Source organism: Photorhabdus antumapuensis (assembly GCF_020387775.1).
Classification (GTDB): Bacteria; Pseudomonadota; Gammaproteobacteria; order Enterobacterales; family Enterobacteriaceae; genus Photorhabdus; species Photorhabdus antumapuensis.
Window position 1 is genome coordinate 43,087 of the sequence record NZ_JAHZMK010000006.1, and the last position, 23,386, is coordinate 66,472.

General features: G+C 42.1%; 23 protein-coding genes and 1 pseudogene. 8 read left to right on the forward strand and 16 right to left on the reverse strand.

Features of this window, described 5'->3' with window-relative positions; translation table 11 throughout:
- Window positions 1-21: 21 nt before the first annotated feature.
- Window positions 22-861, forward strand: coding sequence for an envelope biogenesis factor ElyC (gene elyC, locus KZ793_RS00470; protein WP_225812553.1), 840 nt, complete (start codon window positions 22-24; stop codon window positions 859-861).
- Window positions 862-938: 77 nt separating this feature from the next.
- Here the strand turns inward: elyC and kdsB are convergent, their stop codons facing one another.
- The 6 genes from kdsB to KZ793_RS00500 form a co-directional block, all read right to left on the reverse strand.
- Window positions 939-1,691 (reverse strand): 3-deoxy-manno-octulosonate cytidylyltransferase, encoded by a 753-nt coding sequence (gene kdsB, locus KZ793_RS00475; RefSeq protein ID WP_225812555.1) that lies wholly within the window; start codon window positions 1,689-1,691, stop codon window positions 939-941.
- Between the two features lie 3 nt (window positions 1,692-1,694).
- Complete coding sequence (locus KZ793_RS00480; RefSeq protein ID WP_049585246.1) at window positions 1,695-1,874, reverse strand: Trm112 family protein; 180 nt, start codon at window positions 1,872-1,874, stop codon at window positions 1,695-1,697.
- A gap of 247 nt (window positions 1,875-2,121) precedes the next feature.
- Window positions 2,122-2,337, reverse strand: a complete 216-nt coding sequence (locus KZ793_RS00485; protein ID WP_021325185.1) for a cold-shock protein — start codon at window positions 2,335-2,337, stop codon at window positions 2,122-2,124.
- Between the two features lie 277 nt (window positions 2,338-2,614).
- The gene (gene lpxK, locus KZ793_RS00490) at window positions 2,615-3,607 is read right to left on the reverse strand and encodes a tetraacyldisaccharide 4'-kinase (protein WP_225812557.1); all 993 of its coding nucleotides are present in this window, start codon (window positions 3,605-3,607) and stop codon (window positions 2,615-2,617) included.
- Complete coding sequence (gene msbA / locus KZ793_RS00495) at window positions 3,604-5,352, reverse strand: lipid A ABC transporter ATP-binding protein/permease MsbA (protein WP_225812614.1); 1,749 nt, start codon at window positions 5,350-5,352, stop codon at window positions 3,604-3,606. The genes lpxK and msbA overlap by 4 nt, the downstream gene beginning before the upstream one ends.
- A gap of 35 nt (window positions 5,353-5,387) precedes the next feature.
- Window positions 5,388-7,715: a ComEC family protein gene (locus KZ793_RS00500; RefSeq protein ID WP_225812559.1), complete on the reverse strand. Its 2,328-nt coding sequence runs from the start codon at window positions 7,713-7,715 to the stop codon at window positions 5,388-5,390.
- 717 nt (window positions 7,716-8,432) lie between these two features.
- On the opposite strand from KZ793_RS00500, the gene KZ793_RS00505 reads away from it, so the two are divergent.
- Entirely contained in the window at window positions 8,433-9,245 is an 813-nt protein-coding gene (locus KZ793_RS00505) for a 2OG-Fe(II) oxygenase (RefSeq protein WP_225812561.1), read from the forward strand.
- 4 nt (window positions 9,246-9,249) lie between these two features.
- Complete coding sequence (locus KZ793_RS00510; RefSeq protein ID WP_225812563.1) at window positions 9,250-9,885, forward strand: LysE family translocator; 636 nt, start codon at window positions 9,250-9,252, stop codon at window positions 9,883-9,885.
- Window positions 9,886-10,062: 177 nt separating this feature from the next.
- Here KZ793_RS00510 and KZ793_RS00515 read toward each other — a convergent pair whose 3' ends face one another.
- Entirely contained in the window at window positions 10,063-10,398 is a 336-nt protein-coding gene (locus tag KZ793_RS00515) for a nucleotidyltransferase family protein (protein WP_265379819.1), read from the reverse strand.
- Window positions 10,399-10,689: 291 nt separating this feature from the next.
- Window positions 10,690-10,812 carry a hypothetical protein gene (locus KZ793_RS22490; protein WP_255619110.1) on the reverse strand — a complete coding sequence of 41 codons (123 nt, stop codon included), beginning with the start codon at window positions 10,810-10,812 and terminating at the stop codon, window positions 10,690-10,692.
- Between the two features lie 131 nt (window positions 10,813-10,943).
- On the opposite strand from KZ793_RS22490, the gene KZ793_RS00520 reads away from it, so the two are divergent.
- The 3 genes from KZ793_RS00520 (at window position 10,944) to KZ793_RS00530 (ending at window position 11,821) form a co-directional block, all read left to right on the forward strand.
- Entirely contained in the window at window positions 10,944-11,102 is a 159-nt protein-coding gene (locus KZ793_RS00520; RefSeq protein ID WP_225812565.1) for a hypothetical protein, read from the forward strand.
- A gap of 63 nt (window positions 11,103-11,165) precedes the next feature.
- On the forward strand, window positions 11,166-11,525 hold the full coding sequence (locus KZ793_RS00525; protein ID WP_225812567.1) for a hypothetical protein: 360 nt from the start codon (window positions 11,166-11,168) through the stop codon (window positions 11,523-11,525).
- Window positions 11,525-11,821 (forward strand): hypothetical protein, encoded by a 297-nt coding sequence (locus KZ793_RS00530; RefSeq protein ID WP_225812569.1) that lies wholly within the window; start codon window positions 11,525-11,527, stop codon window positions 11,819-11,821. The genes KZ793_RS00525 and KZ793_RS00530 overlap by 1 nt, the downstream gene beginning before the upstream one ends.
- 39 nt (window positions 11,822-11,860) lie before the next feature.
- Here KZ793_RS00530 and KZ793_RS22785 read toward each other — a convergent pair.
- The 8 genes and pseudogenes from KZ793_RS22785 to ansB all read right to left on the reverse strand — a co-directional run.
- A pseudogene (locus KZ793_RS22785) lies at window positions 11,861-11,929 on the reverse strand (bacteriocin immunity protein); the annotation flags it as partial.
- Between the two features lie 181 nt (window positions 11,930-12,110).
- Window positions 12,111-12,395, reverse strand: a complete 285-nt coding sequence (gene ihfB / locus KZ793_RS00540; protein WP_011145915.1) for an integration host factor subunit beta — start codon at window positions 12,393-12,395, stop codon at window positions 12,111-12,113.
- 65 nt (window positions 12,396-12,460) lie between these two features.
- Entirely contained in the window at window positions 12,461-14,134 is a 1,674-nt protein-coding gene (rpsA, locus tag KZ793_RS00545) for a 30S ribosomal protein S1 (RefSeq protein WP_225812571.1), read from the reverse strand.
- 180 nt (window positions 14,135-14,314) lie between these two features.
- The gene (cmk, locus tag KZ793_RS00550) at window positions 14,315-14,998 is read right to left on the reverse strand and encodes a (d)CMP kinase (protein ID WP_225812573.1); all 684 of its coding nucleotides are present in this window, start codon (window positions 14,996-14,998) and stop codon (window positions 14,315-14,317) included.
- 304 nt (window positions 14,999-15,302) lie between these two features.
- Entirely contained in the window at window positions 15,303-16,589 is a 1,287-nt protein-coding gene (aroA, locus tag KZ793_RS00555) for a 3-phosphoshikimate 1-carboxyvinyltransferase (protein WP_225812575.1), read from the reverse strand.
- Window positions 16,590-16,711: 122 nt separating this feature from the next.
- Complete coding sequence (gene serC, locus KZ793_RS00560; RefSeq protein ID WP_225812577.1) at window positions 16,712-17,800, reverse strand: 3-phosphoserine/phosphohydroxythreonine transaminase; 1,089 nt, start codon at window positions 17,798-17,800, stop codon at window positions 16,712-16,714.
- A 316-nt stretch (window positions 17,801-18,116) separates the two neighbouring features.
- Window positions 18,117-18,392 (reverse strand): type II toxin-antitoxin system TacA family antitoxin, encoded by a 276-nt coding sequence (locus tag KZ793_RS00565; RefSeq protein ID WP_225812579.1) that lies wholly within the window; start codon window positions 18,390-18,392, stop codon window positions 18,117-18,119.
- Between the two features lie 861 nt (window positions 18,393-19,253).
- Window positions 19,254-20,297 (reverse strand): L-asparaginase 2, encoded by a 1,044-nt coding sequence (gene ansB, locus KZ793_RS00570; RefSeq protein WP_225812581.1) that lies wholly within the window; start codon window positions 20,295-20,297, stop codon window positions 19,254-19,256.
- Window positions 20,298-20,435: 138 nt separating this feature from the next.
- On the opposite strand from ansB, the gene ycaO reads away from it, so the two are divergent.
- Complete coding sequence (ycaO, locus tag KZ793_RS00575) at window positions 20,436-22,199, forward strand: 30S ribosomal protein S12 methylthiotransferase accessory factor YcaO (protein WP_225812583.1); 1,764 nt, start codon at window positions 20,436-20,438, stop codon at window positions 22,197-22,199.
- Between the two features lie 318 nt (window positions 22,200-22,517).
- Window positions 22,518-23,375, forward strand: a complete 858-nt coding sequence (gene focA, locus KZ793_RS00580) for a formate transporter FocA (RefSeq protein WP_225812585.1) — start codon at window positions 22,518-22,520, stop codon at window positions 23,373-23,375.
- Window positions 23,376-23,386 lie beyond the last annotated feature (11 nt).

Here is a 23,386-nt window from a genome sequence, read left to right on the forward strand (position 1 = left end):
CAACCAAATTAAGGTAAATAAATGCAATTTTTATTTAAAAAGTACCTCGGCGCAATGGTGATGCCTCTGCCATTAATATTGCTAATTTCATTTGCCGCTTTATTACTGCTGTGGTTCACCCGTTGGCAAAAAACAGGAAAAACGGTTCTGACATTCAGTTGGCTCACGCTACTTCTACTAAGTTTGCAACCTGTTGCCGATAAGCTGCTGTTACCACTGGAATCGGTTTATGCCAAAAGCGATCAAGCTGATCCCAGTCACATCAATCCACCGGTTGATTATATCGTCGTTCTTGGCGGCGGCTTCACTTATAACCCAAATTGGGCACCCAGTTCAAACTTACTTAACAACAGCTTGCCACGAGTGACAGAAGGCATCCGTTTATATCGCCTGAACCCCGGATCTAAAATGGTCTTTACCGGTGGTAAAGGAGTGAATACTAAAAGCAGTGCTGAAGTCGCCGCTATCGTAGCCCAATCGCTCGGCGTGCCCGCAGAAGATACGATCGCACTGACAAAACCAATGGATACTGAGCAAGAAGCCAATGAGGTTGAGAAACTGATTGGTAACCAACCCTTTATTTTAGTGACTTCCGCCAATCATATGCAGCGGGCAATCACTTTCTTTAAACAACATGGATTGAACCCCATTCCCGGCCCAGCTAACCAATTAGCGATCACTTCACCATTACATCCTTGGGAAAAATATCTGCCCTCAGCTTACTTTCTGTCTTATTCGGAACGAGTATGGTATGAAACTTTAGGCACCCTCTGGCAACGTATTAAGCCGTCGAAAAGTTCAGCATCCCCACAAACATCAGAGCATGCTCAACCGGTAAATGATCCACAAACCATGCCTTGAAATAACATGGAGAAACGAAAACACAAATAGTAATAAAATGACGCGCTTTCGTTAACTCGATAATGGGTTCAAACAAATCATGAGATTTCAGCAAAAACTTTTCTGACGGCGGCTAAATCTTCCGGGGTATCAACGCCCACTCCCGGCGCTTTTAATGCAATCCCAACATGAATTTTTTCGCCGTACCAAAGTACCCGCAGTTGTTCCAACATTTCAATCTGCTCCAACGGGCTTGGCTCCCATTGTACATAGCGACGGATAAAACCCGCGCGATAGGCATAAATACCAATATGACGCAGGAAATTATCTCCAATCGTTTCCCGTGATTGAATAAAACGGTCGCGCTCCCAAGGAATAGTAGCTCTGGAGAAATAGAGCGCATAGCCCTGTTTATCCATAACGACTTTCACAGCATTAGGGTTGAAAGCTTCCTCTGCATCATGAATCTGCACGGCCAACGTTGCCATTCCCGCTTTGCAGCCCGCCAAATTCTCTGCAACCTGTTTAATAATCTCTTCGGGAATTAATGGTTCATCCCCCTGAACATTAACGATAATTTCATCATCAGAAAATTGATATTTGTTGATAACCTCAGCTAACCGTTCGGTACCAGAATGATGATTTTCGTTGGTCAGACAAGCCTCTCCCCCCGCCGCCACAACGGCATCAACAACATCATGATTATCTGTTGCCACAATAACGCGTTCAGCACCTGAACGCTTCGCTCGTTCCATAACACGGACAATCATCGGCTTGCCGTGAATATCGGCTAAAGGTTTACCGGGTAAACGGATTGAAGCAAAGCGGGCTGGAATAATAACGGTGAACATGCTTTATTTTTCCTCATCCAGAGGTAATTCACGAGCTTCGTGATCTAACAGGACGGGAATACCATCACGTACAGGAAATGCAAGTCGATCCAACTTACAGATAAGTTCAAAATTCTCTTTATCGTAACTGAGTTTTCCGTTACATACAGGACAGGCAATAATTTCGAGTAAACGGTGATCCATATACATCCTCCCGTTATGGAGCTTTTATTTGATGCGGCCCAGAATAACATAAGCCTGGTATCACCGTTAACTCTTGTTATTTGATCTTTCGATCCTTTTCCCAATATCATTCACAAAAATCCAAATAGAGGAAATGTGAAGGTTCAGAACCCTCTCAGGAGATGTTATGCTTTTGTCTGAGAACCGATTTAGCTCTCTCTTTAATCATTAAAGAGCAACAAATAAAATAATCTAATGAGATGAAGTCTTAAAATGCAATTACATCGGTTGCAGTTAAGCTATAACCGTTACGAGTAATTGAAAATTCTACATTTTGTCCTTCTGTGAGTGATTTGCTTTTTGTATTAGCAATCGCTTTTCTTCTGACTAATATGTCTTGCCCCCCATCTTGTGGAGAAATAAAACCATATCCTTTATTCTCATCAAACCATTTCACTCGGCCCATCTTTAATTGTAATGTCATGATAAATCCCCCATTTGTTCATCTCACAATAATTTAATTTATTGTTTTTGATGTTTTTTACTCTTGATTAAGTTTTCGAATAGAACCTCGTCTCAGTTTCAATACGCTAAAATACACTTAATTCGAGTAGTACATTTGCTTATACCCTTCATCTTTCAAGCTGCTGCTTTGTTGGCTGCTTTCACTCACCCCAGTCACATCGTTATCTATGCTCCTGGGAATTCGTTCACTTGCCGCCGCGCTGCAACTCGAAATCTATCAGGTATATAAGATTTACTTAAACTTGTTTATTCGCTTCCAATAATGAATCTATTTCATTCAGCATTGCCTGCCCTTTTTCCTGGGGTAATTGGGCATCTACCGGTAAATACCACCAATTTGGCCGGGCAAATTTAAAGCACTTAACGGCATCTTTTTCCGTCATCAGTAAATTCTGGTTTGTATCAGCCAGATGAGTCAACTGCTCTTCGGTGTACATTTGATGATCGGCAAATGCATACTCTTTTTGCAACTCAGCCCCCAACTGTTGCAGGGTCGCAAAGAACCGAGGTGGATGGCCGATTCCAGCCATAGCAACAGCGCGAGGTATCAGATTCACGGCGCGCTTTTCACCGCTCACCATATTCACGGCTAACTCGCCAGCTAATGTCATGGATAATTCGCCTGGCTGAGAAGTACCACCGTTGGTAACAATGGCATTAACCCGATTCAATCGCCCAGATAATTCACGCATTGGACCTGCCGGCAGCCACCAGCCATTACCAAAACGGCGAACACCATCAATAACCGCAATTTCAAAATCCCGCTGCAAAGCATAGTGCTGTAAGCCATCGTCAGTCACGATAATATCCAATGACGTATCTGCCAGTAACGCTTTCACTGCTGCAACCCGTTTTGGCGCAACAGCCACTGGTGCGCCAGTACGACGATGAATTAATACCGGTTCATCACCGGCTTGAGCCGTAGTGATATTTTCAGTCACCAACAGAGGATAACTTTCCGCTTTACCTCCATAGCCGCGGGAAACAACACCAACCCGATAACCTTTTTTCTGCAACTGCCCCACCAGCCAGATAACTACCGGCGTTTTACCATTACCGCCGGCAGTTAGATTACCCACGACCACAACAGGTACAGGCGCTTTCCAAGATTGCCTTAACCCTGTTTTATAACTCAACCACCGTAAGCCACTTATCAGCCCATAAAGGGCTGAAAAAGGTAACAACAGCAAATAAAGCCATGAGCGGCCTGACCATATGCGTTCAATCATTGACCAAATTGCATCCGATGTAGTTGTGAATAGACACCATTTCGTTCCAGCAGAGAGAGATGATTACCTCGTTCAACAATATGACCATCTTCAATCACCAGAATTTCATCCGCGTTTTCAATGGTTGATAGACGATGTGCAATAACCAGCGAGGTTCTGTTTTTCTGCAATTCATCCAATGCTGCCTGAATTGCCCGTTCAGATTCCGTGTCCAGCGCCGAGGTTGCCTCATCAAGAATCAAAACCGGAGAATCACGCAACAAGGCACGTGCGATAGCAATACGCTGACGTTGACCGCCAGAAAGCAGCACACCATTCTCACCGATCATCGTATCCAAGCCGTTATCCAGCTTCCTGATGAAATCCATTGCATAAGCCATCTCAGCGGCTTTCTCAATCTCTTCACGGCTGTATCGGTTTTCACTGGCATAAGCAATATTATTCGCTACCGTGTCATTAAATAGATGCACATTCTGCGATACCAGAGCAACCTGTCCACGCAAGGAAGAGAGCGTATATTCCCGCAAGTCATGCCCATCCAACAAAATATTACCTTCGTTGACATCATAAAAACGGGTCAGCAAATTCGCTATTGTGGATTTACCAGAACCAGAGCGCCCTACCAAAGCAACAATTTTTCCCGCCGGGATATACATGGAAATATTTTGTAACGCCGGTAATTCCTTGGTTGGATAGCAGAAAGTCACATTACGGAACTCAATATCACCGTTCGCTTTTTTAAGCTCCCGCTTGCCATCATCTTTTTCCTGTTCCATATCCAGAATCGAAAACAGAGTCTGACAGGCGGCCATGCCTCGCTGGAATTGCGCATTAACATTCGTCAACGATTTCAATGGACGCATCAACGCAATCATTGATGAAAACACCACCGTAATTTTACCCGCTGTCAGTGTTTCCATAATATCCGGGAAACTTGCTGCATACAGGACAAAGGCCAAAGCAAACGAGGCAATAAGCTGAATGATAGGATCAGAAATTGATGAAGCAGAAACCATTTTCATGCCTTGCTGACGCATATGGTTACTGACTTTATTAAAACGCTCAGTTTCTACTTTCTGCCCACCAAAAATGAGCACTTCTTTATGCCCCTTCAACATTTGTTCAGCGCTGGCTGTGACTTGCCCCATGCTGTTCTGCATATTTTTACTGATACTGCGAAACCGCCCCGATACGGCACGAATAACTAATGACACTATCGGCGCAATCACAATCAGGATCATAGATAGCTGCCAGCTATAGTAGAACATTAGGATAAACAGGCCGATAATGGATGCCCCTTCCCTGACCACGGTAATCAGTGCACTGGAAGAGGAGGAGGCCACCTGTTCAGAATCATAAGTAATGCGGGAAAGCAGTGTCCCGGTAGATTGTTGATCAAAGAATGACACCGGCATCCCCATCATATGGCTGAACAGACGACGGCGCATCTGCATTACCACTTTACCGGAGACCCAAGAGATACAATAACTTGATACAAACCCGGATAGCCCCCGCATAATCATTAAAGCAATCACAATCAGTGGCATCCATTTCAGTACATCACTGCTTGCTTTGCCGAAACCTTCATCAAGTAAAGGCTTAAGCAATGAAAGCATTAACGTATCACCGGCAGCATTAAGGATCAGTGCAACCGCAGCAACTATCAGCCCAATCCTGAACGGAGAGACAATTGGCCATAGTCGGCAAAACGTCTGCCAGGTAGAAAGGTCTTTATCATTCATTATTGAGTTACCAACACAAAAAGAAATAGCGGGTTATTCTACTCATGATCACCACGAATACCAAACCACTGATGATACCAACGTGACATAATTTGTTGCCTATAGCTCATCATTTCAACATGATCGCCATAAAAATAACCCGTTATCTGCCCGGATATTGCGGTACTACGCCATTCTGCTCCGGTTTTACGATAACGTCGCTGCACTTTAACCGAAGGAAGTCGCCACGGGCTATAACGTGCAACAGAGGCCAGTGCATATTGTGGTGAGACGGTATGAATAAAAGCGGCTGTAGATGACGTGTTACTACCATGATGTGGAACCTGCAAGATAGTCGATCTTAAATTCTCTTTTTCTATTCCCAATAGCTTATATTCCCCTTGCTTTTCCAGATCTCCGGTTAAAAGCAAGCTATGTTTGCCATCGTCTACCCGAATGACACAAGATTCGTCATTACCTGCGTGTAATGATCTTACCGGCGGCCATAATACACGGAAGCTCAACCCCTGCCAGAACCACTGTTCACCGCGTATACATGGAAGATGTTGCTGATTAATTAAAGAACTTCTCACAGCAATACCAGGATATTTTTGTTGTAAGAATTCCAGCCCGCCCGTATGGTCAAGATGATCATGACTGATAATAATCTGCTCTGGCGTTAATCGATGCCAACGCAAATAAGGGATAATCACCCTTTCAGCCATACTGCCGGTTTCCCAACGATTAGCGGTATCAAAAATCAGCGCTTTGCCATCTTTTTCAATGATAACCGCAAGCCCATGCCCTACATCCAACATAGAAAATCGCCACAGATATTCTTCGGTGCGCCTCAGATAGCAGAGCATTATCCCTAAAGAAATACCAATCAGTAACTTATATGATTGCCACCAAGCGAATCGCCAAATGATGACAACAAACCAGCCAATAAACGTTATTAATAGGGGAAAACGACCCGTTTCACTCCATGACTGTTGCAAAACTGGCAAAGGAATTAAAGAGAAGGTTACAGAATAATCGACTAATTGCCATAATAAAGCGTTAATAAAGCAACAAAAATGGCTGATTAATGCCAGCATAATCAACGGAACAGTAATAAAAGAGATGATTGGCACGGCCCAAAAGTTAGCAAATAAAGCGGCAAAATTGACTCCATGAAATAATAATAGCTGGAGAGGAATAAGCATCAGCATCATACCCATTTGCATATATAACCCGCGCAACCATAGCCATTTCCAACCATAACGAAATGGCTCAATCAACGGCGCCCAACAGAACCAGAACATTAGCGCCATCACAGCAAAGAAAGAGAGCCAGAAACTGTCAGAAAGCACAGTTAAGGGATCAAATAAGAGAATCATTGCGGCTGTCCACAATGCCCACTGCCAAGGGAAACAGAGAATATTTCTGTAACGTAAATATAGCCAGAGCGTTAAACCCAGTAGTGCACGAATAGCCGGAATGCCCCAACCCGATAGCCAGACATAATTTATTGCCACTATCCAACCGATAATCAATGGAAATCTGTGCCCTATCCAGTGCACGGGAAAGAAGAGCTGTAATAATCTTGCCATCCACCAACCAAACATACTGGCAACGGTAATATGCAACCCGGAAATAGCCATAAGGTGAGCCGTACCTGTTTGTTGCAATAATAAATTGTCCTCCTTACTTAACCACCGACGTTCCCCGAATGCTAATGCCATCGCAATGCCACTATGCTTCAATTCACGAATATCCGGTGCAATATGACTGACCAATAGCTGACGTAAGTTACATTTCCCGTCAATTAATTCAGCGTGAATGACTTTCCCTGTTAAAGGTCGGCGGATAGCTAATGCCCTACGCTGGCTGTCATATCCACCTTGATTTAGCTGGCTATGCACTGGCCGCAATTTCATTTTCAACAACCATTCTTGACCGGCACACAGAGATTCAGGCGAAATATCCCAAGCAGCGGAAACATACAGTGGTGGAAAAATAACTTTGTTTTCATTCTCAATAATACGCAGGATAACCCTACCTTTATCTTCATTATCTAATGATAAACTTTCAATAATAACCCGTGATAAATGCGCTTTTTCACTAAAATAGATTATCTGTTCGAGCAGATGATTTCCCTGCCAACACCCAATAAGAAATGCCAGTAATGAAATTGAAACCATCCGGCAAAGACAAAATGGCAAAAATAAGTAGAATAGCGCCAGTAATAACAATGTCATAATCTGCCATTGCTGTGGTAACTCAGGCAGAAAAAGCAAGGGTACAATACCGACAATAATAGCTATTGCAGCCTGATTCACGCTAATGATTGGTATAGGTTGTTTCCAATTTGTTGTTATCTTATTTATCACAACTGAAAACCACATCCTTATTCATCCTTACCCTTTTATTTTTCCAGCAGAGTATTCCTTATTTTTTACAAAGCAGCCAGAAGCACAAAAAAGATTATCAAACACCTTCGCAGATTAATTTCAGGCTAATAATCATTTCACAAATATATGCGAACAGCTTCGCAAATACAGAAAATCCCACCTGCTAATTACCAACTATGTGTTATATTGATATACCCTTCATCTTTCAAGCTGCTGCTTTGTTGGCTGCTTTCACTCACCCCAGTCACATAGTTATCTATGCTCCTGGGGATTCGTTCACTTGCCGCCTCGCTGCAACTCGAAATCTATTAGGTATAGCAAATGCAATATTGCGATCCTGATATCAAATAAAATATTTGGTAAGGTTTTGTCTACATCCTCATTACAGATATAAAAACTCACTAAAAGTTACATTATCCACTTATTATTATAATTAAACACTAAATCCATTTTTGAAATTATTAACCAATCCTATAGATTAATAAAATAATTAATCTAATCATACGTAAAATAGTAAAAAATCATTATTACCAGAGATTACATCAATTATTGAATACTGAATTAGTTAAACTACTTAAATGAGTACCCACTTTTTGTTTTGTGATTAAGATCGCATTGATTGAACTTGAATGATACTAAATTAATATTTCCATTCTATTTTTATATGGAAAATAATCAAAAAATCATGTTAAATACAATAAGGTGGTTTTTATGAAAAACAAAATAATTGTGTCTGACTCTCTACAAGAAAATTATCTTACTAAATTATTTAATGACGAAGTGTTAGCAATCCATATAAAAAAATATGTTAATAGTGATATCGCAAACAAGCTTTCTGATTTTTTCCTCTCCCATGAAAATCTAGAATGCCATCCCCATGATTTGAAAAAAGGAGATGAAGTTGTTTTAGTTGATTATGGTGTTGATAGAATTGGTCCGTCTTACAATACAACTTTTGGTCACCCCAAAGATAGCGATAGCTATAAAAAATATTTTGAAAATGCGCTACCTGCCATCAGAAACGTCAGAAATTTCTGTGCTCCAATGTTAGCCCCTTTCGATAAATTTCGTTTAGAACTGGACGAAGTATGGTCCGCAGGGGCCAGTATTGCCAACTTTGAAGGTAAAAAGATGCATGCTGGGATTGCTAGAGTAATGAACAGACCAGAACGCTCTTTCATGGTTGAAAAACAACCTCATTTTGATGGACTTCAACAACAATCCGTCAATTTGTTGGGGCAATTCTCAGTGAATATATACATAAAAATGCCTGCAACTGGAGGAGAGCTGGAGCTGTGGGATGTTCCTGAGATTCCTATCACCAAGTTAATTGAAGATAATGCAGAAAATGATTGGCGAGGCACGCTTCCGCCATCTGTCCTTATTAAACCAGAACAAGGAGATTTGATCATAATAAATACCAGGAAACCCCATGCTATTCGTAGTTTTTCCGAAGGGTGCAGAATATCATTACAAAGCTTCATTGGATTATCACTAAATAAACATCTCATGTTATGGAATTAATTATATGGTTGATGTAATCAGTACATTAGGAACATTTTTTCTTTTAGGATTGGGAGCTGCGGCTCCCGTTGGACCTATAAATATAGAAATTATGCGTAGGCACTTGAATATCAGTTGTCTTCACGCAGTAGTTTTTGGTTTAGGTGCTTGTTTTGCCGATATAATTTATTTGTTACTTTTAGGCTTTGGTATATTACAATTATTTTCCAATACTATTTTTATGCCTATTTTGGGTTTTTTAGGGGCATTAATGGTCATTTGGTTTGGTATTACCAGCTTCATAAATAAGAAAAATGAGGAAAATATCAATATCATCTCAAAACCCTATCATAAACAATTTTTTGATGGTGTATTGTTAACACTATTAAATCCATATAATGTTATTTTTTGGCTGTCTGTCAGTGCACAACTCAACAATATTGCATCAGGTAAATATAGTTTAGCTATTGGTGCAATAGGGACCATTATTGGCGTTATTGTTTGGGTTGCCTTTATTAATATTATTATATTCTTCTCCAGGAAAATGCTCAGTCATCGTGTTATCAAGTTTATTAATTACACCAGCGGTGTTATTCTCATTATGCTTGGAATCTATTTCTTCTCATATTCAATAACATTATTTAATCTGAATTTTCATTAAATCAGGAAATTCCATGCCTGAGGCTCTAATAACGTTTTTAATCAAACTAAATTTCGTGGAGATCCTTAGGCATCACTTCTAGAACTTGCTGGTAAAGCCCCGGTAGAGCAGCTGTCGATACGCTTGATGGCTTCTAGGTGTGCGCCAGATAGTCGACAAGACGCTGCTGATCACGGCTCATACAGGCACAGCCTCGGCAAGAACGGTCGCCCTGAATTTCTCTGGTAGTGCCTTCGGAGTCAGCACATCCACTGGCACACCGAGCAGTTGCAACAACTCATGCCGGATCGCGCCAATGTCAAAGAGAGTGGTTTCCGGCGTCGGGTCAATCAGGATGTCTAAATCACTGTCCTCGGTGTCATCACCGTGTATAACAGACCCAAAAACACGGGCATTACGGGCACGATGAGACTCCACTACACGACGGATGGCCTCCCGATTGGCAGCCAAAGCTACTGATGGTTTCATGCCATTAACTCCACAACAAAATGTGGTTTTATAATATGGTGGCACCAAGAGGAAAGCAGCACCAAAGTCCGCTTTCCATCATCAATGTCGGTGCCAAAATCCGTGTTTTTTCTGATGATTATGACGCAGGAATCGCTCCGTGAGACAGTAACGCGAAATCATAGTTGTCAATTTATGTGGCAGTTGCTTAATTATGTTGATGCCTTTTTGAGATCGTTTTCATCACAGCAAGAACCAGGAAGACAAAAAAATGGGTGTAGCACTATTATGAAACCTTATTTAAAATAACTGCTCTGATTTCATTATTTATTGTTAATTAAACGAGAAGGATTGGTATCAAGCTGTGGAACGTCTTATCCGTACTGAACAGAGGATACCGGAGCGGTAACGATTCTCGACACACGCATTAAATTCAAGAACTACGGCAAGGATATTCTCAATTTCTTGCCCCCGTTCCATTGTGTTATCCGATAAGGCGTTTACGCCATTAAAAAAATGATCAAACAAACTTAGTTGAAGTTGCTACGACTTTGGCATATATTTTGTGCAAGGATTTTTTAAATTAATTCTCTCGTAGGGCGAACTTCAAGATGAATGTACCTGATATCAAAAAAGCACAACATGTTGCCTACACTCAGCGTGTAAAAGAGCAGAGGAGTGGTCATGCGACTCCACAGCCTGTTATACAAAGACCTGCTTTAAGTGTGCCATCAGGTAGTTCCGTTGCTGGTATGGCTCCGAACTTCTGATTCTTTCCCCTGTACCGAACATGATATAATGAGCCAAGTGTTTATAATATTTGGTTCTTTTTTATGACGGTTGAACACATACCGCCTTCTGAGCAAATTTATTTGCTTAATCAAGAGTTAATCCAAAACGCTGATAGCTTAGCAGGGCCAGCAATCACTGTTGGTGGTCAAGCTGTGCGCTACTGGGTAAATACATACCTTCATAAATACTCGAAAAATAATTTACCTAATGAAGTTTTCATAACTTCTGTTGATGTTGATTATGTAACAAAACGAAACAATGTTGAAAATATCGCCAAAGTATTCAACGTTGAACCTCATTATAACAACCCTCTTGATCTCCCATCTATTGCAATATGCCTTCTGACCGATAAGGACACAAAGACGATATTGAGGTCGAGAAAGAGCGCATCAAAAGCCTGATGATCCCTGCTTACTACTTCCTGTTGGAAAAACTTGAGCATGAAGATTTTCGAACAGCCAGAAAATATATTGAAAACTTTGGTTATCTGCTACAAGAACGAGCCCGGCGTCACTGTCTTGTGAAGTATGGGATTGAACTCTATAAAGTTCTTGAATCACTTCACGTTAATCTTTCTGAACACCGGGATGATTACGAGCTGCCGGATATGTTTCTTGATGAAAAGTTAAGGCGAATGGCTGATTATCATAAGAACCAATACCTTAGGCTAAGAACTCACTTACAGTTAGACCAATAACCTTATAAGAACGAACGACCTATTGGGCGTTTCAAACCGCTACTTTTTAAAGCCCGGTGTACCGTTTTTAGCTCGCCATTCTTTAATTTTTTTCGTTATTGCCTTAGGGAAACAATGTCAAATTGACAGGATTATGGGGTAGGTTTTCTCAGTATAAAAATCAGCTCTTTTTATATGAGCCTTGATTAGATCAAAAAAGTGCTGACCAGAAAGGCCAGCACTTTATTATGAATCTAAAACAGCATCGAAAGCGCCGTTTAGAATAAGCAATAACTTGTTATCTTCAAACTTAATCGTAGATATTCACGCGATCACGTAACTCTTTGCCAGGTTTAAAGTGGGGAACGTATTTACCTTCCAATTCCACTTTATCGCCGGTTTTAGGGTTACGGCCTACGCGCGGAGCACGGTAGTGAAGAGAAAAACTGCCGAATCCGCGCACCTCTATACGTTCACCATCTGCCAATGTTATTGCCATGTGGTCGAGTATTTCTTTCACTGCATCTTCAACGGTTTTGGCCGAAATATGAGATTGCTGGCCAGCAAGTCTTTCAATTAATTCAGACTTGGTCATAAGTACCTCCCTAAACTACCGCACCTGGATAACACTTCCGTGTTATCCACCGTTATTCACTTGAATTATTCGCCTTTCGCTGCTTTGAAAGCTTCAGCCATTGCATTGTTAGCAAAGTTTACGTCTTCTTGTTTGTTCACAGAAGCGATAGCGTCTTTTTCGTCAGCTTCGTCTTTAGCGCGAACAGACAGATTGATAACGCGGTTTTTGCGATCAACACCAGTATATTTAGCTTCAACTGCATCACCCACGTTCAGAACCAGCGTTGCATCTTCAACACGGTCACGAGAAGCTTCTGATGCACGCAGGTAACCTTCAACGCCGTCAGACAATTCTACTGTAGCGCCTTTAGCATCAACCGCAGTCACTTTACCAGTCACAATAGCACCTTTCTTATTCACAGACAGGTAGTTATTGAATGGATCTTCCGCCAGTTGTTTAATGCCCAGAGAGATACGCTCACGCTCTGCATCTACTTGCAGAACAACAGCCGCGATTTCATCACCTTTTTTGTATTCACGAACTGCTTCTTCGCCGGCAACGTTCCAGGAGATGTCAGACAGGTGAACCAAGCCATCAATGCCGCCATCCAGACCAATGAAGATACCGAAGTCAGTAATAGACTTGATCTTACCTTCAACACGGTCATTTTTGTTGTGAGTTTCAGCAAACAGCTGCCAAGGGTTAGCTTTACACTGTTTCAGACCCAGGGAGATACGACGACGTTCTTCGTCGATATCCAGAACCATAACTTCTACAACGTCACCAACATTAACCACTTTGGATGGGTGAATGTTTTTGTTGGTCCAATCCATTTCTGAAACGTGTACCAGACCTTCAACGCCTTCTTCGATTTCTACGAAGCAGCCGTAATCAGTCAGGTTAGTTACGCGACCAGTCAGTTTAGTGCCTTCTGGATAACGCTTAGCGATTGCTACCCAAGGATCTTCGCCCAGTTGTTTCAGGCCCAGAGATACACGGGTACGTTCACGGTCAAATTTCAGTACTTTAACTGCGATTTCGTCGCCCACATTGACGATTTCACTTGGATGTTTAACACGTTTCCAAGCCATATCAGTAATGTGCAGCAAGCCATCAACACCGCCCAAATCAACAAATGCGCCGTAGTCAGTCAGGTTCTTAACGATACCTTTAACTTCCATACCTTCTTGCAGGTTTTCCAGCAGTTGATCACGTTCTGCACTGTTTTCAGATTCGATAACAGCACGACGAGAAACTACGACATTGTTGCGTTTCTGATCCAGTTTGATGACTTTAAACTCAAGCTCTTTACCTTCCAGGTGAGTTGTATCACGAACTGGACGAACATCAACCAGAGAACCAGGCAGGAATGCACGGATACCGTTCAATTCAACAGTAAAGCCGCCTTTTACTTTGCCGTTGATGATGCCGGTAACTGTTTCTGCGTCTTCGTAAGCTTTTTCCAGCATCAGCCACGCTTCATGGCGTTTTGCTTTCTCACGAGACAGAACAGTTTCACCGAAACCATCTTCAACAGCGTCTAGCGCAACATCAATTTCATCACCGACCTGGATTTCCAACTCACCCTGAACATTTTTAAACTGTTCTACAGGAATAGCGGATTCTGATTTCAGACCTGCATCAACCAATACAACATCTTTATCAATAGCAACAACGATGCCACGAACGATAGCACCTGGACGAGTTTCAATAGATAGCAGGGATTCTTCAAAGAGTTGAGCAAAAGATTCTGTCATGTTAATGATCTTCAAGATTTTAATTTAACGTCCATTTAGCTTCCCGCCGAATGGGGTTGTTTTACATGCCCTGCTACAATTCCCTGTAACAGGGTTGTTTGGTTTGCGAAAAAATTCGATACCCGAGTACCTAATTTTTAGTACATCGTCATCAATTATAAGCTAAAAACTTAAAATCGCTCAGGTAATTGAGAGAATTTTTTTCGCATAATTTAGCGCCTTGTCGATAACTTCTTCGATAGACATACTGGTTGAATCCAATATTAATGCATCTTCAGCCGGCGCTAACGGCGCAACTGCCCGGTTACGGTCACGGTAATCACGTTCCTGTATCTCGGACAAAAGACATTCAAAGTTAACACTAAAGCCTTTTTCCTGCAACTGTAGCATACGTCTGCGTGCGCGTTCTTCTGCACTGGCATCAAGAAATATTTTTACCGGAGCGTCGGAAAACACCACAGTTCCCATATCACGGCCATCCGCAATCAAGCCCGGTGCAACCCGAAAAGCACGCTGACGCCGTAACAACGCTTCACGAACTCGTGGGAAAGCAGCCGCCTGCGAGGCAGTATTGCCGACCGTCTCGGTACGGATCTCATTACTGACATCCTCGCCCTCAAGCATCACACTGAGCTTCCCTTTTCTAGGGACAAAGCGCACATCAAGATTAGCAGCCAGAGGAACTAACGCGTCTTCAGACTGGATATCCACCTGATGATGAATCGCTGCCAGTGCCAACACTCGATAAATAGCACCTGAATCAAGCAGTTGCCAACCTAAAGCCTCTGCCAGTGCCTGACATAATGTTCCTTTACCTGCACCGCTTGGCCCATCAACAGTTATTACTGGGGCTATCGCCACCATTATTGTTCTCCTTTAGCATGGCAAGTTAACACTTCACCAGATGCTGAATATTTACTCAATAAAATAATCAATATCTGCCGTTTATTATACGCACTCACAGAGTGAACGAAATAAGCGCATGCCATGTATACCCGTTATCCTTCAAGTTGCCTCTTTGTTGGCTGCGCTCACTCACCCCGGTCACATAGTTCGCTATGCTCCCGGGGATTCACTCCCTTGCCGTCGCGATGCATCTTGAAATCCATAGGGCATAGATAGATTTTGATCAAAGAAATACGCTTTATTGAATCATAATAATCGATAATTATGACTTTCGCTGGCTTAATCTCTCCAACTGATTGAAATAATCAGGAAAGGTCTTTGCTGTACAACCTGGATCGAGAATGGTAACCGGTGTATCGGACAGCGCCACCAACGAGAAACACATCGCCATTCGATGATCATTATAGGTACCAATTTCAGCAGGTAATAATCTTGGTGGCGGTGTGATGCGAATGTAATCAACGCCTTCTTCCACCTCCGCACCGACTTTACGCAATTCAGTTGCCATCGCATGGAGCCGATCTGTTTCTTTTACCCGCCAGTTGTATATATTGCGAATGACGGTCTCCCCTGCCGCAAACAACGCAGTGGTTGCAATGGTCATAGCAGCATCAGGGATCTCATTCATATCCATATCAATGCCAGTAAGGGTGCCACGTTCACATTCAACAAAGTCATCACCCCAACGAATTTTCGCCCCCATTTTCTCCAGTACATTGGCAAATTTGGTATCTCCTTGCAGGCTATTTTTACCAATTCCGGTTACGCGCACAGTGCCACCTTTAATTGCCGCGGCCGCCAGAAAATAGGAAGCAGAAGAGGCATCACCTTCAACCAAATAGTGACCCGGAGAAACATATTGCTGTTGGCTTTTAATATGGAAAATCTGATATTGATCGTGATTTAAGGTAATACCAAAACTTTTCATCAATGCCAGAGTGATATCAATATAAGGTTTGGAAACCAATTCCCCCTCAATATGAATCTCAGAATCATGTTCCGCCAATGGCGCTGCCATCAGCAATGCGGTCAGAAATTGGCTGGAAACCCGGCCATCTACCGTCATTTTGCCGCCAACAAAACCCCCTTTGATGTGTAACGGCGGATAATTTTCCTGCTCCAGATAATCAATTTCTGCTCTCCCTTGACGCAAAGCATCCACCAGGTGACCAATTGGACGCTCTTTCATTCGGGGTTCGCCGGTAAGAACGACGTCATTTTTACCCAGGCATAACGCGGCGGTTAGAGGGCGCATTGCCGTGCCGGCATTACCAAGAAACAGTTCTATCGGGCCTTTATGGGTAATCAACCCACCAATACCGTCAACTTCACAACGGGTGCGATCATCAGATAAACGATAACTGACGCCCAACTCAGCCAAGGCATTGAGCATATGGCGAATGTCATCACTGTCCAACAAGTTAGTTAAGCAGGTAGTACCTTTAGCAAAAGCCGCCAATAATAGTGCACGGTTGGAAACACTTTTTGACCCTGGCAGGTTAATAATTCCGTTAATGGAGGAAATAGGTTGTAGCATCAAGGATTGCATAAATAACGGGCTCTCCGATTCTGGATTACATTGTTTTAATTATTGAGTCATTTTTACGTTTGAGGAAATATTTTTTACCTTGAATAGGCCGGGAACCATTGTTCCCGGTAATAGTTGACAAATTAGCCGTTACGGCGCTCAAAATCAGCCATAAAATCAACTAAAGCCTGAACCCCTCCTATCGACATCGCATTATAAATAGAAGCGCGCATACCGCCGGAAACCCGGTGCCCTTTCAGTGCCTGCAACCCTTGTGCATCAGCCTCTGCCAGAAACTTGCTGTCCAGTGAGGCATCTGCCGTCTGGAACGGTACATTCATCAGAGAACGATTTTCAGGGGCAATCTGGTTGCGATAAAAATCACTATTATCAATCGCACCATAAAGCAATTCAGCCTTAGCTCGGTTACGTTTTGCCATCTCTTGTACCCCACCTTGCTCTTTCAGCCATTTGAAGACCAAGCCAGAGAGATACCAGGCAAACGTCGGCGGTGTATTAAACATGGAGTCATGCTCTGCCAGAACAGCATAGTCAAGAATAGACGGGGTTTCTTTACGGGCTTTGCCTAATAAATCTTCACGCACAATAATCAATGTGATACCAGCAGGACCAATATTTTTCTGCGCTCCCGCATAAATCATACCGTAACGGCTCACATCCAATGGCCCGGAAAGAATAGAAGAAGAGTAGTCGGCAATAATAACTTTATTATCATCAAAATCTGGCTGTTCATGAATGGCGATACCATCAATAGTTTCATTCGGGCAATAATGAACATAAGCCGCATCATCGCTCAATGACCATTCACGCATTGGTTTAACGCTTTTCAAGCCATTAATTTCGGTTTTGATATTAATCACATTTGGCGTGCAGTATTTTTTGGCTTCTTTAACTGCACATGCAGCCCAATAACCGCCATCAATATAATCGGCTTTAACATTGTCACCCAACAGGTTCATTGGGATAGCGGCAAATTGACCGCGGGCGCCACCATGACAGAACAATACCTTATAGTTTTCAGGCACTGATAATAAATCCCGCAGATCATGTTCAGCTTCCTTTGCCACTGCGATAAATTCCTTACTTCGGTGACTGATCTCCATAATTGAAGTCCCAATACCATGCCAGTTACAGAGCTCCTGTTCAGCTCTACGCAATACTTCAACCGGTAACATAGCGGGACCAGAACTGAAATTATATACCTGATTCATTTACCTCACCTTATTCTGACGAAATAACAATGATTGATAACAATAAATAATCTGATATATCGGTTGTACCATTCCCATTTCATTGCTGCAACGGTTATTCAAACGTTGAACAAAACTACCGCAAAAATAGCCAATAAACTTGTTCATTCAGCGCTATTACAGGTGAAATGCTTATTTTTTCTCTTTTTTATCTACAGCTATGAGAGGAAGGAATAATGTGAATGGCGAATCGGGTAAAGCAATAAAGCTATGATATCGGTAAAACCGCACTGCATTATCATCTTTTGCGTCAACAAGCACTCATTCTGACCGTAATTCATTCTGATCGTAACGAAGAGCGGTGCCGTGCAAATGCACGTTCAAGCGCCGGAGTCGATTCCGGTGGATTCAGCAATGCCTGCGCAAAACATTCCTGATCGGCCAGAGACAAACCGAGTACTTCTGACTGCTCAATCGCACGCTGTGCAGCATCATGTACAACAGACACAACAAAATCAGTCATAGTACATCCTTGAATTTCAGCGGCTCGTTTAATTAGATCATGTAGATCAGGACTCATACGCGCCTCAAAACGCGAGGTGGAAGTAGCCATAATAGACCTCGATTCAAATTATTCGGCAAATTGCCGTACAAATAAATACCTTAACCACCTTATCAAACAGAACGCTACCTTCAATTGCTAGTTTTAATCAGCGCGTTCCCTCGCTTGATGCAAACCGGCCTACATTTGACATTCCCTACTCCAAATATTAAAGGGCCTTAACTACATTGGCTCCTAAGGGCGTATGATTACTGAACTTATACCAGATCGAAATTGCCACCGGGTTAATATTATGCAACCTTTAGTTCTACACTTATCATTTGGGTTCAGAATTTAAATGAATAACTCTATCAGCACTTTGAATAGTGGATTCTCTATGAGCAACAATAATTCTAGTCACGTTTAGTTTCGGTAAAATTTTTACCAAAATATCATTTTTAGTCACTTCCTAACAAGCCGTCCCATGATTGCTAATTCAATTAACCACATAAGGATACCTCTTGTGACAGGGGTATATGTAGGAAGACTCTTCTTTATGAGAATATATAAAAATGTTATACCCAGCTCCGTCTCTAAACTTGTTAGTGCAGCAAGATATCTAACATCCCAAGACGGAACAACAGTTATATTACTTACTTCATTCCTTATATAAGGAACTAACCACTCGGAGTTGATAACATGGATCACAAAACCTACACAAGAAGAAAGGTTTGCACATGAATATACATCGCCTTATAGGATCAACAAAGAGAAAGTCGTGTTACCACATCGAGACATTCCTATACAATCGGCTGCATTTAAATATAAGCAGATGAGAAAACTTTTCCCATATTATACGAAAGGTATTTTCGGAAGAAGAGGAGGAAATATTAGGGCGCATTCTGCGCCCTATTGTTATCTCTGAATCACGAATCAATATTTCACAAACATCTCGTGAATTTTCACCGGATCACGTGTTTCAGTCAGAGCTAATTGTAAAAGCACTCTGGCCTTTTGCGGATTCAAGCGTTCAGAAGCGACAAAACCATGTTTGCTATCATCCACTTCCGCATTCTGAGTGACATATCCTACCGGTACACGGCTTGATCTGACGATCACCACCCCATCTTTAGCCGCCAGGGCCAAGGTATCGAAAATCGCCTTGTACATATTACCGTTACCTACACCGGCACTGACAATGCCTTGGTAACCCGCACTCAGAAACGCTTTTGCCGGCAGATCAGACGCATTGGCATAGTTATAGACAATGCCTACTTTTGGCAGTTTATCCAGTTTACTGACATCAAAAATCGCCTTATTAGCTCTCAGTTTAGCGTCAGCGTAATAATTGACTTTGCCATTATGAACAAAGCCTTCAGCTCCAGCATTAATTGGCTGGAACGCCTGAACTTCAGTGGTGCTCATTTTCACCACAGTGCGCCCACTGATAACCGCATCATTCATTGCCATTAACACACCGCGTTTGGCAGATGCTGTATCACCCGCAATAACCACAGCGTTATATAGATTTAACGGGCCATCGGCGCCAAGCGCTGTAGATGGACGCATCGCTCCAACCATGACAATGGGTTTCTGGCAGTGGGTAGTCAGATCAAGGAAGTAAGCGGTTTCTTCCATTGTGTCGGTGCCGTGGGTAATAACAAAACCATCGGTCTTATCACACTCAGCGTTGATTTTTTTCGCTAATGTCAACCATACCTGATCATTCATATCTTGCGAGCCAATACTCACCACCTGCTCACCTTTTAGGTTGGCGATATTTTTGATCTCAGGAACAGCATTGACTAATTCATCAATAGCAACTCTTCCAGCAACATAGCTGGACTGGGTTGCGGACTTACCGCCACCCGCAATCGTTCCTCCGGTCGCCAAAAGTGTAATATTTGGTAAAGCAAAAGCAGAACCACTAATTAATGCCAATAAACTGGCTAAAGCTGTGTGTTTCATCTTTTTCATGCTTCTTCCTTAATAAAAAATATCCTGTTAGATTATGGATGATGATAACAATAAATCTGTGATACATACCAGACTTTAGCTACTGAAAAAAAACTCGTATGATGAGCGCCCCATAACGAGCACTCATAAGTGAATACCATGACGCAAACCTTTATTCCCGGCAAAGACGCCGCACTGGAAGACTCAATCAACCGTTTTCAGCAAAAACTGCAACATCTTGGTTTTAATATTGAAGAAGCTTCATGGCTGAATCCGGTTCCCAATGTCTGGTCAGTTCATATCCGTGACCGCGATTGTCCTCTCTGTTTTACCAATGGCAAAGGCGCCAGCAAGAAAGCCGCTTTAGCTTCTGCTTTAGGGGAGTATTTTGAACGCCTGTCAACCAACTATTTTTTTGCTGATTTCTATTTAGGCGAAGCTATCGCTAACGGTGATTTTGTCCATTATCCGAATGAAAAATGGTTTGCTTTACCGGACGATGATTCTCTGCCAGCAGGCATTCTGGATGACCGGTTACACCAATTTTATAATCCTGACAATGAGTTATGCGCCAGTCAGTTAGTCGATCTGCAATCAGGTAATGAAGAGCGTGGTATCTGCTCCCTGCCATTCACCCGTCAATCTGATAACCATACCGTCTATATTCCGATGAATATTATTGGCAATCTCTATGTTTCCAATGGTATGTCAGCCGGCAACACTATGAATGAAGCCAGAGTTCAGGGATTATCTGAAGTTTTTGAACGCTATGTGAAAAATCGTATTATCGCCGAAGGCATCAGCCTGCCAGAAATTCCCCAGGAAGTGATGAATCGTTATCCTAGTATTGTTACCGCTGTCAGTAAATTGCAGGATGAAGGTTTCCCGCTCTATTGTTATGACGCTTCCCTCGGTGGGCAGTTCCCGGTTATTTGTGTGGTGTTGTTTAATCCTAATAATGGGACTTGTTTCGCCTCTTTTGGTGCGCATCCTGAATTTGGTGTAGCACTGGAACGTACTGTGACCGAATTATTACAAGGACGCAGTTTGAAAGATCTGGATGTGTTCAATGCGCCGACTTTCGATAATGAAGAAGTGGCAGAACATACCAATCTGGAAACTCACTTTATTGATTCGAGCGGTTTAATCAGTTGGGATTTATTTAAACAAGATGCTGATTATGCGTTCTCTGACTGGAATTTCAGCGGCACCACCGAAGAAGAGTTCGCTACGTTGATGGCTATCTTCAAACAATTGGATACTGAAGTTTATATTGCTGACTACGAGCACCTCGGTGTTTATGCCTGCCGTATTTTAGTTCCAGGAATGTCTGACATTTACCCTGTGGAAGATTTACATCTTGCTAATAACACGATGGGAATCCATTTGCGGGAAACTTTATTAGCGTTACCGGACAGCCAATGGCAAGCCGAAGAATATCTGGCCCTGATTGAGCAATTAGATGAAGAAGGTTTGGATGATTTTACCCGTGTCCGTGAGTTGCTTGGCATTGCGGTGGGTAAAGATAATGGCTGGAGCAATTTACGGATTGGTGAACTGAAATCCATGTTGGCACTGGCTGGCGGTGATTTGGAACAAGCTTTAATTTGGGTAGAATGGACCCAAGATTTTAACGCCTCAATCTTTACGGCCGAACGCGCTAATTATTATCGCTGTTTGCAAACCCTGCTTTTACTTGCTCTGGAAGCGGATAAAGCGCCTGCACAATATTATCAAGCATTCGTAAAAATGTACGGGCAAGATGCTGTTGAAGCTGCATCAGCAGTTATTTCTGGTGAACACTGTTTTTATGGTCTGTGGTCAGTTGATGCAGATTTAAAATCACTGCCCGCTCATCAGGCTTTATTGACTGCTTATGAGAAGCTGCAAAAAGCAAAATGCGATTTCTGGAACGCAAAATAAAATTGTAGAAAAGACAATTCATAATTAAAAGTAAAATTCAGGTTAAATTAAATTTATTTTCAACAACAAATAAACAACAATTTGACCTGTAATTTTACTTATTAGGTTTTCCCTCATCGGTTAAATAAAAAAATATCATAAATTTTAAAATTTTTTTATTTAATTAAAATCAATAAGTTAAATTGAATTTAAACCATTTTCACTCCCCAAAACAGAGCCGACTCTCAGGGAATTATGATCTATATCAAATTCCCTCTCTCAAACCTTTGTTAGTATCGTTACGTACCGTAACTTATTCATCATAAAGAGAATGTTGGTATGAAAGCTGACACCCCCTTTAACCTATTACCACCTGCGGTAATGACACAAGTCGCCAATGACATTGGTGTTTATAAAACCACTAAACCTATTGCCATTACCTATCTGTCAGCAATAATTGCCGGGATTTTTATTTCTATTGCATTCGTCTTTTATATTACCGCAACGACAGGGACCACATCTGTCCCTTATGGGCTAGCTAAATTAGTTGGCGGCATCTGTTTTTCCCTTGGATTAATGTTAGTAGTCGTTTGCGGAGCAGATTTATTTACTTCCACTGTGTTGACGATTATTTCCAAAGCCACCGGGCGTATAACCTGGCATCAAATGATGGTAAACTGGCTCAACGTTTATTTAGGTAATTTGATTGGCGCGCTATTTTTCGTCGCCATTATCTGGTTTGCCGGTCAATATCGTGTTGCCGACGGATTGTGGGGCTTGAATGTCTTGCAAACAGCAAACCATAAAATGCACCACTCTTTTATTGAAGCGTTATTTTTAGGCATTCTCGCCAATTTAATGGTTTGCCTCGCTGTTTGGATGAGTTATGCCGGACGTAGTTTAATGGACAAAATATTCGCCATGATTTTGCCAGTAAGTATGTTTGTTGCCAGCGGCTTTGAGCACAGTATTGCGAATATGTTTTTGATCCCGCTTGGCATTGCTATTAAGCATTTCGCACCAACTGAATTTTGGATTAACGTGGGGGCAACACCTGAACAATTTTCTCAACTCACCATTTCACACTTTATTACTAACAATTTAATTCCAGTCACTATTGGTAACATTATCGGTGGCGCCATTTTGGTGGGTTTAACTTACTGGTCAATTTATCTGCGTAGTGAGCAAAAACATTAATTAGCTCTCTC